The 13,368-nt window shown below is 67.1% G+C and carries 13 protein-coding genes; 5 read left to right on the top strand and 8 right to left on the bottom strand.

Translation table 11 applies throughout. The annotated features are described in order from the left end of the window. Positions 1-32: 32 nt before the first annotated feature. From ACJH6J_RS00275 to ACJH6J_RS00255, 5 genes are all read left to right on the top strand, one after another. A complete protein-coding gene (locus tag ACJH6J_RS00275; protein WP_406774622.1) occupies positions 33-395 on the top strand; it encodes a zinc ribbon domain-containing protein YjdM in 363 nt (120 codons plus the stop codon). 207 nt (positions 396-602) lie between these two features. Beyond that, positions 603-1,589, top strand: a complete 987-nt coding sequence (locus ACJH6J_RS00270; RefSeq protein ID WP_212811382.1) for an NAD-dependent epimerase/dehydratase family protein — start codon at positions 603-605, stop codon at positions 1,587-1,589. 9 nt (positions 1,590-1,598) lie between these two features. Further along, entirely contained in the window at positions 1,599-2,033 is a 435-nt protein-coding gene (locus tag ACJH6J_RS00265) for a VOC family protein (protein WP_406803407.1), read from the top strand. A 164-nt stretch (positions 2,034-2,197) separates the two neighbouring features. After that, complete coding sequence (locus ACJH6J_RS00260) at positions 2,198-2,470, top strand: hypothetical protein (RefSeq protein WP_212811383.1); 273 nt, start codon at positions 2,198-2,200, stop codon at positions 2,468-2,470. A 120-nt stretch (positions 2,471-2,590) separates the two neighbouring features. Continuing rightward, positions 2,591-3,118 carry a lipoprotein LpqH gene (locus ACJH6J_RS00255; RefSeq protein ID WP_406774618.1) on the top strand — a complete coding sequence of 176 codons (528 nt, stop codon included), beginning with the start codon at positions 2,591-2,593 and terminating at the stop codon, positions 3,116-3,118. A gap of 3 nt (positions 3,119-3,121) precedes the next feature. Here ACJH6J_RS00255 and ACJH6J_RS00250 read toward each other — a convergent pair whose 3' ends face one another. From ACJH6J_RS00250 to ACJH6J_RS00215, 8 genes are all read right to left on the bottom strand, one after another. Beyond that, positions 3,122-4,624, bottom strand: a complete 1,503-nt coding sequence (locus tag ACJH6J_RS00250) for an amino acid permease (RefSeq protein ID WP_406803376.1) — start codon at positions 4,622-4,624, stop codon at positions 3,122-3,124. Beyond that, positions 4,624-5,709, bottom strand: coding sequence for a Glu/Leu/Phe/Val dehydrogenase dimerization domain-containing protein (locus ACJH6J_RS00245; RefSeq protein ID WP_318985012.1), 1,086 nt, complete (start codon positions 5,707-5,709; stop codon positions 4,624-4,626). Before ACJH6J_RS00245 ends, ACJH6J_RS00250 begins: the two co-directional genes overlap by 1 nt. An 86-nt stretch (positions 5,710-5,795) precedes the next feature. After that, complete coding sequence (locus tag ACJH6J_RS00240; RefSeq protein ID WP_406803375.1) at positions 5,796-9,275, bottom strand: indolepyruvate ferredoxin oxidoreductase family protein; 3,480 nt, start codon at positions 9,273-9,275, stop codon at positions 5,796-5,798. 162 nt (positions 9,276-9,437) lie between these two features. After that, positions 9,438-9,920 (bottom strand): Lrp/AsnC family transcriptional regulator, encoded by a 483-nt coding sequence (locus ACJH6J_RS00235; RefSeq protein WP_061001308.1) that lies wholly within the window; start codon positions 9,918-9,920, stop codon positions 9,438-9,440. A 29-nt stretch (positions 9,921-9,949) separates the two neighbouring features. Further along, a complete protein-coding gene (locus ACJH6J_RS00230) occupies positions 9,950-10,429 on the bottom strand; it encodes an OsmC family protein (protein WP_406803374.1) in 480 nt (159 codons plus the stop codon). Between the two features lie 62 nt (positions 10,430-10,491). Then, positions 10,492-11,523, bottom strand: a complete 1,032-nt coding sequence (locus ACJH6J_RS00225; protein WP_406803373.1) for a hypothetical protein — start codon at positions 11,521-11,523, stop codon at positions 10,492-10,494. 5 nt (positions 11,524-11,528) lie between these two features. Next, positions 11,529-12,503, bottom strand: coding sequence for a PE-PPE domain-containing protein (locus tag ACJH6J_RS00220; protein ID WP_406803372.1), 975 nt, complete (start codon positions 12,501-12,503; stop codon positions 11,529-11,531). Between the two features lie 327 nt (positions 12,504-12,830). Further along, on the bottom strand, positions 12,831-13,304 hold the full coding sequence (locus ACJH6J_RS00215) for a GtrA family protein (protein WP_406801457.1): 474 nt from the start codon (positions 13,302-13,304) through the stop codon (positions 12,831-12,833). Between the last annotated feature and the right edge of the window lie 64 nt (positions 13,305-13,368).

Below are 13,368 nucleotides of genomic sequence, written 5' to 3'. Positions count from 1 at the left end.
GACGGTGCTGACGGTGTTGCCATACTCATCGCATGACAGAGACAGCCGCGACGCCCCCGTGCCCAGAGTGTACGAGCGAGTACACCTACGAATCCGGTGCGTTGTACGCGTGTCCCATGTGCGGCCACGAGTGGGCTGACGGTGATGCCGGCGACGCCGATGCCGGGCGAGTGGTGAGGGACGCTGTGGGCAACGTGCTCGCCGACGGCGACAGCGTCACGCTCGTGAAAAGCGTCAAGGTGTCAGGCGGCGGTGGCGGTGCGATCAAGGTGGGCACCAAGGTCCGCGGCATCACGCTCATCACCGACGGCGTCGGCGACCACGACATCGACGCAAACGTGCCCGGTTTCGGGCGTCTGCAGCTCAAGTCGAGCGTGGTCAAGAAGTCGTCCTGACGCTACTGCGCTGTGTCCAGGGATAGCCGAACGCCGCGGCACTTGTTGGCCTGTTGCCTCACGTCGAGATGCGCGCGTAGGGGGTCGCGCGATTGGAATCGGGCGTGTTGTCCGAGTGCTGTCCACATCGCGCGGATCCGCCCTGCGGCGTGATGGCAGGTACTAGCGTCTGGGCAGCGGCAGTTCACTTCGGAGGGGGTAGGCGTCATGCGGGTGCTGGTCACGGGCGGGACCGGGTTCGTCGGTGGTTGGAGTGCGAAAGCCATTGCGGACAAGGGGCATTCGGTCCGGTTCCTGGTGCGCAACGCGGCTCGGTTGCAGACCAGCGTGGCCCAATTGGGCGTCGACGTCTCTGACCACGTGGTCGGCGACATCACCGATCGCGACTCGGTGCTGCGCGCGCTGGACGGGTGCGACGCCGTGCTGCACGCCGCGGCGCTGGTCGCCACCGATCCGAACCAGGCGGCGCAGATGCTGAGTACCAACATGGACGGTGCGCGCAACGTACTGGGCGGCGCTGTGGAGCTGGGCCTCGATCCGATCATCCACGTCTCGAGCATCACCGCGCTGTTCAATCCCGACGTGGACAAGCTCGAGGCCGACCTTCCGGTGTTCGGCGGTACCGACGGCTACGGACGTTCCAAAGCGCAGGTCGAGATCTACGCCCGCGGCATGCAGGACGCCGGGGCGCCGGTGAACATCACCTATCCCGGCATGGTCATGGGTCCGCCGGTCGGCAACCAGTTCGGCGAGGCCGGCGAAGGCGTGGCGCAGGCACTTCAACTCGGCGCGATTCCCGGCCGCAGCGCGGCCTGGACGGTGGTCGACGGTCGGGATCTGGCCGAGCTCCACGCGGCGTTGCTGGAGCCGGGCAAGGGACCCCGCCGCTACATGGCCGGCGGCCATCGGATCCCGGTGGACGAGCTGGCTCGGTTGTTGAGCGAAGTCGGCGACAAGACCATGTTCTCCGTTCCGGTTCCCGACACGGTGCTGCGGCTGGCCGGCCAGGTACTTGATCGGCTGGGACCATTGTTGCCGTTCCAGACGCCGTTCACCGAGGCCGCGATGCAGTACTACACCCAGATGCCCGACTCGGACGACACCCCGAGCGAGCGCGAACTAGGTGTCACCTACCGCGATCCGCGCATCACCTTGGCCGACACCGTCGCCGGCCTTCGTAAGCTGAACCACTGAGGGCGAATGATGGCTGATGTCAAGAAGTTTCAGGTCACCTTCGACTGCGCGGTACCCGAGCGGGTGGCGCGGTTCTGGTGCGACGTGCTGGGATACGTCGTACCGCCGCCACCGCCGGGATTCGCATCGTGGGACGACTTCGACCGTGCACTGCCACCCGAACATCGAGGTTCGAAGTTCGCGTGCGTCGATCCCGAAGGCGTCGGCCCGCGCCTGTTCTTCCAGCGCGTTCCCGAAGGGAAGACGGTGAAGAACCGCGTGCATCTGGATGTGCGCGTGGCCACCGGTCTGGCCGGGGACGAACGACTGGCGGCGCTCGAGGCGGAGTGCGAACGGCTGGTCGCGCTCGGTGCGGTCCGCGTGCGATTGCTTCCCGCCGACGACATCAACGAGTCGTGCATCGTCATGCAGGACGTGGAGGGCAACGAGTTCTGCCTCGACTGACCGCAGGCCCGTTTACCGCTGGCGCCGTGGGGTATTCACCAATTGCCTACGGCGCCAGGTCCGCTCGTTCGGGGGTCGGGCACGCTCGCCAGGTAGGAATGCGATGTCGCATCCGTCGCGGACCTTGACGCATGAGGCCATGCAGTCGAGGCAAGGACGAGACAATGACCATCAAACAACTGGCAGCAGCAGCCACCGTCGCCGGCAGTCTGGCGGCCGGCTTGTTCGGCGTGGCCGGCGGAATCGCGACAGTGTCGCCGAGCACCCTGGGAAGCGGCGTCGCGAGCGCCGAACCGAATGTGCCCCCGGCGATTCCGCCGCCCTGGGCGCCGGTCCAACCGAACCCGCCGTGGTGGGCTCCGGGTGCGTCCGTGGTGTGGAGCCCGGCCATCGAGCGTTGGGGCTTCTGGTGGTTCGGCAATTTCATGCCGATGTAGGCAGGTTGCCGTAGCCACCGGAATGAGCCGGTCGTCGCATTTCAGAAAAGAAATGCGGCGACCGGTTCAACGGCGTAGATGTGGTGAATCGGGATTGGCGACGACAACAAGAGGGGTGTCATGAGGCGACAGGTTGCGATCGGTGCGGTCAGCGTGGCGGTTGTCGTGGGGATCGCCGGCTGCAGTGGCGAGAAACCGCCGTCGGAGACGACGAGCTCGAGCAGCAGCACCACCACCACCAAGTCCACGTCATCGCCGGCATCGTCAACGACGGCCTCGCCCACCCAACCGCCGACCGGCAATCCGCCGCCCGGCCAGGCCGAGGTGACCGTCGACGGGGTGCGTCAGAACATCACGGGCAATGTGGTCTGTACCAACGCCGTCGGAAACTTCAACATCGCCATCGGTCAGAAGGCCTCGGGAGTGGCGGTGGTGCTGACACCGGATGCCGCCACGGTGCACTCGGTGATCCTGGGCAACGTCAACGGCGTCATTCTCGGCTATCAGCAGGGCATGTCGGGCGGCGAGGCCACGGCGTCCAAGGACGGCGACACCTACGTCATCAGCGGTAGCGCTACCGGGGTGACGGCAGCGCTACCGCCCGTGATGGTGACCAAGCCCTTCGAGATTCGCGTTACCTGCAGCTGATGCTCACGCCGCGATCTGAGTGACGTTGAGGTGCTTGTGCGCCTCGGCCTTCCGCTGCGCGAGCTTCGAGTGCGACCTGCCGTACACGAAGTACAGCGCGACGCCGACGGCCATCCACACGACGAACCGAAGCCAGGTCTCGACCTCGAGGTTGATCATCAGCCACAGGCACGACAGCGCTGCCAGGATCGGGACGAGCGGCACGAGAGGCACCCGGAAGCCGCGTTTGAGATCGGGCCGCGTGCGGCGCAGGATCGGCACTCCGATCGCCACGAGGATGAAGGCGACGAGCGTGCCGATGTTGACCATGCCTGCGAGGGTGCCGAAGTCCACGAACGCCGCCAGCACCGCGCACACCGCGCCCACGATGACCGTCAATCGCACCGGGGTGCCGTGCTTGCCGGTGTGCGAAAGCCGCTTGGGGAGCAGGCCGTCGCGGGACATGGCGAACAGGACGCGGGTCTGGCCGAGGAACATCACCATGACGACGGTCGACAGGCCCGCCAATGCGCCGATGGAGATGATGTTCTTGGCCCAGGTGTCACCGTGGAGGGCGAACGCCGTTGCGAGGGTGGCATTTTCTCCCTGCAGTTCGGTGTACGGCACCATGCCGGTGAGCACGAACGACACCGCGACGTAGCAGACCGTGACGATGGCCAGCGCGCCGAAGATGCCGCGCGGGACGTCGCGCTGCGGGTTGCGGGTCTCTTCCGCCGCGGTGGCGACCACGTCGAAGCCGATGAACGCGAAGAACGCGATGCTGGCCGCGGTCAGCAGACCCAGCCACCCGAAGCTCGTGCCGCCGGTTCCGGTGAGCCAGGCCAGCATGGACTGGTGTACGCCATCCGCCTTCGCCGAGGGCTGCGCCGCCGGGATGAAGGGGGTGAGGTTCGAGGCCTTGAAGTAGGTGGCACCGACAACGAGGATCAGCACGATCACGGACAGCTTGATCGCCACGGCGACGGCCGAAACCCGCGATGACAGCTTCGTTCCGGTCGCCAGCAGCACACCGACGATCGCGATGATCACCAGCGCACCCCAGTCGAACTTGACCGACCCCAGGTGCACCACCGGTGACACCGTCCCACCGAGGACGTGGCCGAGATACTGTGACCAGCCTTTGGCGACAACAGATACCGCGAGCGCGAACTCGAGGATCAGATCCCAACCGATGATCCACGCGACCAGCTCACCGAAGGTGGCGTAGGCGTAGGTGTAGGCGCTGCCGGCGACGGGCACAGTCGAGGCGAACTCGGCGTAGCACAGCGCGGTGAGCCCGCATGTGATCGCCGCGATGACGAAGGCGACCGACACGGCCGGCCCCGCCATGTTGCCCGCGGTCTGAGCGGTAAGGGTGAAGATGCCGGCGCCGATGACGACGGCCACGCCGAAAACAGTGAGATCCCTTGCCGTCAGATCTTTGCGGAGCTTCGAGTCGGGTTCATCGGTGTCCCGGATCGACTGCTCGACCGACTTGGTGCGGAAAAGCCCGCCGCCGGCGCCCATCAGATGGCTCCGTCGAGCCGCTGTTCGGCGAACAGGTTCGCGGCGGCGCCGATGCTGATGCCCGTCTCGCGCGCGGTGGCGATGATGTCGCGGCAGCGGTCGTAGATCCGGGTCACGTCGCCCTCGACGGCGGTGCGGTCCGCGCCGTGCAGTTCACCGGCCACCTGAATGAGGCCGCCGGCGTTGGCGACGTAGTCAGGTACCCAGGTGATCCCGCGGCGGCCGAGCAACAGCTCGACGTCCGGCGTCGCGAGCTGGTTGTTTGCGGCACCGCAAATCAGCTTCGCCTCGATGGTGTCAGCGCTCATAGGCGTCAGAGTAGACCCGAGGGCACACGGAGCATAGACATCGACCGGGGCGTCGGCAACCGAATTGAGAAGGCGCACCGACGGGTGGTCGTTCGACAGGCGCAGCAGCGCAGCGGCGTTCACGTCGGTGGCGTACACGTCCGCGCCGTCCGCGAGCAGCAGTGCGATGAGTTCCCGGCCGACCTTGCCGACACCCTCGACGCCGACGGTCCGGCCGGCCAACGTCGCTGCGCCCCAGACAGATTCGGCGCCGGCCCGCATGGCGTTGAACACGCCCAGCGCGGTGAGGCGCGCGCTGTCACCCGAGCCGCCGGCCCCGGCGCTGCGGCCGGTGACATGCGACGTGTACTTGCCCATGATGTCGAGATCGTCGGTGTTGGTGCCGACGTCACCGGCGGTGACGTAGCGTCCGCCCAGAGTGTTGACGTAGCGCGCGAACGCCGCGAACAGTGCTTCGCTCTTGTCGCTGGCGGGATCGCCGATGATCACGGACTTGCCGCCGCCCAGGTTCACCCCGGCCGCCGCGGCCTTGTACGTCATGCCCCACGACAGCCGCAGCACGTCCTCGAGTGCCTCGAATTCGTCGGCGTACGGGTACATGCGGCAGCCGCCGAGGGCCGGGCCCAGCGCCGTCGAGTGGATCGCGATGATGGCCTTGAGACCGGATTCGGCGTCCTCGCAGAACACGACCTGCTCGTGGCTACGGGAGCTCAGCTTGTGCGAACGACCGAAGACTCCGGCGGGGGTGGATACCGGGGAGTTGGACACTACTGTCACTACGGATTCCTTTCTGGTGCCGCATGTTCGGCGGCATGGTTGACGCTGCCGCGGGTGTCACGGCAGGACAGCTGGGGTGGCGCCGGTCAGGCCGGGATGCCGAGCTCGCGCAGGCGTGCCCAGTACAGCTCGACGTTGCCGAGTTTGATGTCCTCGTAACCGCGAACGATGTCGGGCAGTCCGGCTGCCTCGACAGCCGTGGCGTAGTTGTCGACAGTCAGTTCGGCGGCGAGGCGCAGCACCATGGCCGTGTAGTGAGACAGCAACTGCCGCTCCACTTTTCGCACGTGCGCGTAGCCGAACGGGTCCAGCTTGGTGCCGCGCAGCACCTTGGCCTTGGCCAGCATCTTCAGTGCCACATGCGATTTCGGTCCGAAGCCGACCTTCTTCGTGCGGCCCATGGCGCGCAGGACGGGCGGGTGCAGTTTGTAGGTGAGGTTCTCCCCACCGGGCACCTGCGCCTGCACATCGGCCAGGAACGCCGGGTCGACCAGCAGCCGGGCGACCTCGTATTCGTCCTTGTAGGCCGTGAACTTGTGCAGCCCGCGGGCGACGGCCTCGCTGAAGGCGGTGTTGTCGGTGATGGTGCGCTCCAGCTGCCACACGGCCTGCACCGTTTCGACGTACCGCCGCGCGACCTTCGTGTTCTGGTAGCGGACCAGTTCACCGGCACGCAGTTCGACCAGCCGGCGCACCTCGCCGCCGAACGTGGTGCTGGCCAGCAGCTCCGGGCTGGCCACCGCGGGCCGGGCCTTGGGCCGGGCGGCCTCGACGGCGGCGGCGAACGCGGCCGGATCGGCCACCGCAACGCGGCCCCAGCGGAACGCCGTCACATTGGCAGCGACCGCGACACCGTTGATGCCGATGGCCTCTTCGATGCTCGCCGCGGGCAGGCGCAGGCCGCCGTTCTGGAAGGCGGCGCCCACGACCAGGAAGTTGGCCGCTGCGGTGTTGCCGAACAGGGCCTGTGCCGCGGCCAGCGCGTCGAAGTGCGTCAGCGTGCGGGTGACGCCGGTCAGCCGGTCGAGCAACGACTGGGTCTCCGGGTAGGCGACGGACTTGTCGTACACCATGTCGCCGGTCGGGGTCTGGCTCGTCGAGGCGACCGCGATGGTGCGTTCGGCACTGCCGTAGGCCAGGTTCCGGTTGTCGGTCGCGGTGAGCAGGTCGATGGCGATGATGCAGTCGGCACTGCCCGAGGTGAGCCGGTTGGACGGCTCGAGGGCGGCGGTCGAGAACCGCAGGTGCGACACCACCGGGCCGGCCTTCTGACTCAGGCCGATCTGGTCGAGGCTCTCCACCTCGTAGCCCGCGCGCAGGGCGGCGGTCGCCAGCACCTGGTTCACCGTGACGATGCCGGTGCCACCGATGCCGGCGAGCAGGACGTTCTGCGTGCCGGTCGGCACACCGAACCCCGGATCGGTGACCCGCGGCGGTTCCGGCGCCTTGCGCCGGGATGTCTTGCGGCCCTTCTTCTCCGGGGTCAGCTCGACCGTGACGAACGACGGGCAGTCGCCGTCGAGGCACGTGTAGTCGGTGTTGCACGACGTCTGGTCGATGCGGGTCTTCCGGCCGAATTCGGTGTCGACCGGCTGTACCGACAGGCAGTTCGACTTGGTGCCGCAGTCGCCGCAGCCCTCGCACACCGCTTCGTTGATCACCACGCGCGTGTTGCGGGTGGGCAGCGTGCCGCGCTTGCGCTGACGGCGCGCGTCGGCAGCGCAGTGCTGGTCGTAGATGAGCACGGTCACACCCGGGATCTCTCGCAGCACCTTCTGCGCCTCATCGAGGCGGTCGCGGTGCCACAGCAGGGTGCCCTTCGCGAGAGCTTTCTTGTTGTGCCGCTTGGGTTCATCGGCGCAGATGATGATCTGCTTGACGCCCTCGGCCGTCAGCTTGTGGGTGAGCCCGGCAACGACCAGGCCGCCTTCGACGTCCTGTGCGCCGGTCATGGCGACCACTTCGTTGTAGAGCAGCTTGTAGGTGATGTTGACCCCGGCGGCGATGCAGGCCTGCACCGCGAGCTGACCTGAGTGGAAGAACGTGCCGTCGCCGACGTTCTGGAACAGGTGCGGCACGTCGGTGAACGGTGCCTGCCCGATCCACTGGCTGCCCTCGCCACCCATCTGCGTCAGACCCACCACGGCGCTGTCACTGCGGCCGGACATGGTGACCAGGGTGTGGCAGCCGATGCCACCGCCGCCGATGGAGCCCTCCGGGATCGCGGTGGAACGGTTGTGCGGGCAGCCGCTGCAGAAGTAGGCGGTTCGCTTGGCGGACAACACTTCCAGTGACAGTGGCGGGGGAGGGGTGCGCTTGAGCTCGACGTGATCGCGCAGCACCCGGCGCAGCGGCGCGAGCAGGCGGGCGGCGGTCAGCTCACCACCGAGCGGGAACAGCGGCATACCGGCGGCATCGTGCTTGCCGACGATCTGCGGGGCATCGGCGGTGCCGTACAGGATTTCACGGACCTGGGTTTCGACGAACGCCGTCTTGTCCTCGACGACGATCACCTGCTCGAGACCGCGCGCGAACGCCCGGACGGACTCCTGCCCGACGGGATACGGCATCCCGATGCGCAGCAGGCGGATTCCCGCGCGGTGCAGTGCCGCGTCGTCGACGCCGAGGTCGAGCAGCGCCTGACGGACGGCGTCGAAGGTGGTACCGGTGGCGGCGATGCCGACGTTTGCACGCACCGGATCCACCTCGAGGACGTCGAGCTGGTTGATGTCCCCGAACGCGCGGACGGTCGCCCAACGCGGACCGTAGAGGTCGGCCTCGGCGATGAGGCTGTCGGCCGGTGCGGCCATCGGTCGCTGAACGTAGGTGAACGGCTTTCCGTCCCAGAGGATTTCAGGTGCGGTGATGGTGATGTCGGCGACATCGGCGTCGACCGTCCAGGCGCCGTCGGCCACGTCGGCGACGATCTTCATCGCCACGACGCAGCCCGATGCGCGCGACAGCGCGACGCCCTGCATGCCCATGGTGATGATCTCTTCGGCGTTGCGCGGGAACAGGACCGGGATGCCGAGGGCTGCGAGGGACCGTTCGCTCACGGCGGGCACGGTCGACGATTTCGATGCCGGGTCGTCGCCGACCAGCAGCAGCACGCCGCCGCGGGGATTGACGCCGTACATGTTGGCGTGGCGCAGCGCGTCCGTCGCGCGGTCGACGCCGGGTCCCTTGCCGTACCAGACGCCGATGACCCCGTCGTGGGTGGCTTTCCCGGCGGGAAGGTCGGACTGGCTGCCCCAGACCGAGGTGGCGGCGAGCTCCTCGTTGAAGCCGGGCGTGAAGACGACGTCGTGCTCGGTCAGCACGTTCGGCATGCCCAGCAGCATCTTGTCGACGCCGCCGAGCGGGCTGCCCTGGTAGCCGGAGACGAAGGTCGCGACGCGGCGGCCGGCGCGGAGGTCACGGACATGCTGCTCGACCATCATGCGGGCGATGGCCTGGACGCCGGTCAGCAGGACGGGGCCGGCGCCGGCGCGGTACCGGTCGTCGAGGTCGTAGGGCGCGGCGGGTTCGGCCGCTGCGAGTTCGGATCGGGACAGGACACTGGTCATCGAGAACCTCCACACTTTCCGCCACTCAGATCGCCAGTCCTAGGTGCGAACTATTAGCAATCAGTGCAGCGAAATCTGCCCCTGTGGGTGATCTACGTCAACAGTCGGTCAAAATGTTGAGCAGACTGCTCAATTGTGACGTGGCACACTGTGACGCACGCATCATTTTGTTCGACGTTGCGTCACGTGCTGCACGAGAGGAAGCGATCGGTATTCGACCGGAGTCGCCATCGCGAGCATGGTTTCGGAGTGTTTGACGCCGTCGATGCGATGCACGCGCTGGATCACGCTGAGCAGTTCTTCCTGCGTCTGCGCGGCGATGCGGGCGAGCAGATCCGCCCGTCCCGTCGTGGCGTGGACCTCCAGTACATGCGGGACGTCCTGCAGAGCTTCGATGATGGCGTTCATCTTGGTCTGGTCCGTCTCGATGAAGACCAGCGCATGCACCGCGAACCCGAGCTGCGACAGGTTGATGTTGGGCGGGTAGCCACGCACCAGGCCGGATTCTTCGAGCCGCTTCATGCGCGCCTGCACGGTGTTTCGAGCGACCTTCAGCCGCGACGCCAGCTCGAGGATCGGCGTCCGCGGGTCGGCGGCCAGCTCCGACAGCAGCGCGGAATCGAGTGCGTCGAGCTTGATGGTCATGCGCCATTTTCCCACGGCGGCACCGTGGGTCACGCCGATTCGGCGACGCTCACCTGCGGTTCGCACCGCACGTCGAAGTTGACGGAATTGGCGATGAAACACAGGTGGTGGGCCCGCTCGTGGACGCTCGTGAGCGCCTCGCGGTGCCGGTCGTCGACGATCTCCACGACCGGACGCAACACCACCTCGGTGAAATATCCACCACCGTCAGGGGTCTGCGCCATGGTGCCCGACGGATGGTCGGCGTATCCGGTGACGACGATGCCCTCCTGGGAACACAGCGCAAGGACCCACAGCATGTGGCACTGCGACAGGGACGCCACCAGGAGCTCCTCGGGGTTCCAGCGCTGCGGGTCGCCGCGGAAAGCAGGATCAGCGGAGCCGGCGATCGCGGGCTTGCCGTCGGCGCTGACGTCGTGCGCGCGGTCGTACTCGCGGTAGCCCGAGGTTCCGGTGCCTGTATTGCCGGTCCACGTCACGTCGAGTTCGTAGTGGTGCGTCTTCGCCATGGCGGGCGTCCCCTTCGTCGGTGCTGGCGCGTACTTCCGTTCTAGCGCACGCCCACCGCCGCTCAGTGTTTACGCCGGCCGTGCTCGCCCTTCTCTTTGGACTCCTTGGACGAGGCGGCTTTGGCGGCGTCCGCCTTGGCCGACGAGTCGTCGCCCTTCGCGGCGCGCTTGGACTTCTTGGTGGGTGTCGCCGGCTTGGCATCCTGCTGCTCGGTGGCAGCCGTCGACGTGGCCGGTGCGGCAGCCGATTTGGGTGCGGTGGCGTGGTCACCGGGCTTCTTGGCTGCCGATTCTTCCTGCTTCGCTTTTGATTTGGTGCCCTTCGCTAGGGTCCGCGCGACAACAGCGGTCGGCTGCGCGACCGTTTGCGCCGCGGTCGCGGTCGCCCCGGCGGTCGTACCAGTCGTGCCGGTAGAGACCGACGCGGCCGGCCGCGGCGCGTGGGTGAGGACGTTGGCCAGGCTCTGGACCGAGGACACGACATTGGCGACTGCCGTCAACGGGTTGTGCCCGCTCAGCACCGTGCCGACTCCCGTGGTCGAGAGCGTGGCCACGGCGTAATAGACACCGACCGCGGCCCGCAGCACCCTGACGACGTAGATCACCGGCGTCAGTGGCGCGAGGTGGGGCGCCAGAGTGGCTGTCACGGTACGCGTGGCGCCGGCCGCGGCGGCGCCGGCCGATCCGATTCCGCTGACCAGTTGCTTCACCTGTGGCGAGGATGATGCGCCGGGAAACGCGGTGACCGCGCTGACCAGACTCTGCAGGTGCCCCGCCGTCGACGTCACCTTCTCCACGGCCTCGTACTCACCGGTGCTGGAGTCAACCTGTGCGCTCAGCACCAGCAGCGGGAAGTCCGGTGTCTGCCAGTAGATCACGTCGGTGGCGACGGCCTGGGCCGCACCTCCGACGTTGCCGACGTACCGAATCGGATTGAAGGCGGTGTCGATGGCTGCCGCCGTGAGCGCGTACCGGTATTCGGCGCTGTGCACCGTCGTCGGGTGCGCGGCCGGGAGAACCGGTGCGGCGCTGGTGACCACGACGGCTGCCGAGCACACCACCGACACGGTCACGGCCTGCGTCTTGACCCACATGCGAACTACCTCCTCGATTCCCCGCCACGGCGAGATTTCCGAAAACCGAACCCCCGCTTGGACTTCGGTGCTTTCTCTTTGTCTTCCTTCGCGCCGCCAGACTCCTTGGCGCTGGCAGCAGCCGGTTTGGCGGCCGCCGGATTCAGGGCCCTTGCCGCCAGGGCGGCGATCGACGGCCGGGGAGCCGGATCTCCAGGTGCAACCTGCGGCCGGTGGACGTAGGCGCGGTCGATCTGCGGCCGGAGCAGAGCGTCGATGAGAGACGTGTTCAGTCCGGCATCGCGCAACGGTTGAGTGAGTGGCAATCGCTTGGTGGGCACCACGTAATGCGTGGTGGTGCCGCCGGCGGCGTTGGTGCGGACGGTCTTGAGCGTTCCCGGTGTCGCCGGGTTGGCGGCCGACCCGTAGTCGGTGTGCACGAATCCGATTCCCATGACGGCGTTGAGGACGGCCAAACGCGTTGGCTTGTCCGGCCAGTCCGAGAAACCGTCGTACTCGCGAACGATCTCGGTGGTGGGGTATGCGCTCGCCCTCGGCACGTTCGGCGCGAACAGTTGCAGTGCCGGATTCTTGGTCGTGATGCCGCCGGTGGTGTTCTGCGGGTCACCGAAGGTCACGAATTGCAGATTGTCCGCACGGTGACGAGTGAACGAATCCTGCAGCGACCGCGAGAGTTTCACATAGTTCAGGACGATGGCGCCCTGGCTCAGGCCGGCGAGGGTGACGGCGGCGCCGTCCGGAACGGTGGCGAGGGTCGCGTTCACCTTGGTGCTCCCGATGACTGCGTCCGCGCCGAACAACAGGCCTGCGGGATACCCGATGCCATGGATGGTGCCGCTGGAATCCAGGTACCCGTCGGCCAGTCCCAGGGCCTCTCGGGCGGTCGGCGACACCGCGCACAAGCAGGTGCCCTGCAGATAGAAGGTGACGTCGGGGCTTTCGTCCGATGCCGCCGCCGACGGCTCCACGCCGATCGCCACGCAGAGTGCGACAACGAAACCTATTGCACTGCAGCGGTTCAGGCGGGCCACTGGGCAGTTTCCTATCTGTGCACGAGGACGGAATTTCGGTTGATACGCAGCGCGCCACGAATCGGGCGACGATGTCGCCCGTGGTGACGTACGTGGAATCTCGCTGATAAGTCAGCGGCGGTGATGGCGGCGTGGAGCGAATGATTCTCGCCGGCGCGTCTGATGTGCCCTGCCGTCCCCGACTACCCCCGTTTGGTACCTCAGTACAACTTGACCAGGCGAAATTAACACCGTCGCAGCATTCTTGCTCGCCATGAGACGCACGTCACCGCGAGCTCAGCGCCGGAACACCACCCAGCGCATCGCGGCGTACATGTAGACCGCCTCGCAAACGCCCGCGGCCATCCGGGCGACGTGGTACTCGACGCCCAGGGCCGACAACCCGGTCGACACCCCCAGGATGAACGCCAGGTAGTTGACGGCGACCACGACGACGTAGACGGCGAGCTGCGGACCCACCGCGCTGTGCGAGCTGAAGTTGAAGATTCGATTCAGCACATAACTCAGCCCGAACGCGCTCGCATAGGCCGCTGTGACTGCCGCTGCCAGTGGCAATCCCAACCCGTCGCGCAATCCGGTGAGCAACAACAGGTCGATCGCGAACGTGCAGCCGTTGATCAGTGCGAAACCCAGGAACGTCGGAGCGACAATCGATTTGAGGCCGAAGGGCAGCCGGCCGACGGCCAGCTCACAGCCCCGGTGAAATCGGTCGACGGCGCGCTGCAGGCCACTCGCCGAGTCGACGGTCACGCGGGCACTGTGTCATGGGCCGGCGTCGACCAGGTAGCGGCGAGACGAACACTGCGCTTCGGCT

It is taken from the genome of Mycobacterium sp. SMC-18 (assembly GCF_045310895.1).
Classification (GTDB): domain Bacteria; phylum Actinomycetota; class Actinomycetes; order Mycobacteriales; family Mycobacteriaceae; genus Mycobacterium.
This window is presented reverse-complemented; position numbering and strand designations above follow the sequence as displayed.

Excerpts from the sequence above, each read along its gene's own strand:
- ACJH6J_RS00235 (WP_061001308.1), bottom strand. The coding sequence starts at position 9,920 with ATGACCATCAAGCTCGACGCACTCGATTCCGCGCTGCTGTCGGAGCTG.
- ACJH6J_RS00230 (WP_406803374.1), bottom strand. The coding sequence starts at position 10,429 with ATGGCGAAGACGCACCACTACGAACTCGACGTGACGTGGACCGGCAAT.
- ACJH6J_RS00260 (WP_212811383.1), top strand. The coding sequence starts at position 2,198 with ATGACCATCAAACAACTGGCAGCAGCAGCCACCGTCGCCGGCAGTCTG.
- ACJH6J_RS00265 (WP_406803407.1), top strand. The coding sequence starts at position 1,599 with ATGGCTGATGTCAAGAAGTTTCAGGTCACCTTCGACTGCGCGGTACCC.
- ACJH6J_RS00255 (WP_406774618.1), top strand. The coding sequence starts at position 2,591 with ATGAGGCGACAGGTTGCGATCGGTGCGGTCAGCGTGGCGGTTGTCGTG.
- ACJH6J_RS00225 (WP_406803373.1), bottom strand. The coding sequence starts at position 11,523 with ATGTGGGTCAAGACGCAGGCCGTGACCGTGTCGGTGGTGTGCTCGGCA.
- ACJH6J_RS00275 (WP_406774622.1), top strand. The coding sequence starts at position 33 with ATGACAGAGACAGCCGCGACGCCCCCGTGCCCAGAGTGTACGAGCGAG.
- ACJH6J_RS00270 (WP_212811382.1), top strand. The coding sequence starts at position 603 with ATGCGGGTGCTGGTCACGGGCGGGACCGGGTTCGTCGGTGGTTGGAGT.
- ACJH6J_RS00240 (WP_406803375.1), bottom strand. The coding sequence starts at position 9,275 with ATGACCAGTGTCCTGTCCCGATCCGAACTCGCAGCGGCCGAACCCGCC.
- ACJH6J_RS00250 (WP_406803376.1), bottom strand. The coding sequence starts at position 4,624 with ATGGGCGCCGGCGGCGGGCTTTTCCGCACCAAGTCGGTCGAGCAGTCG.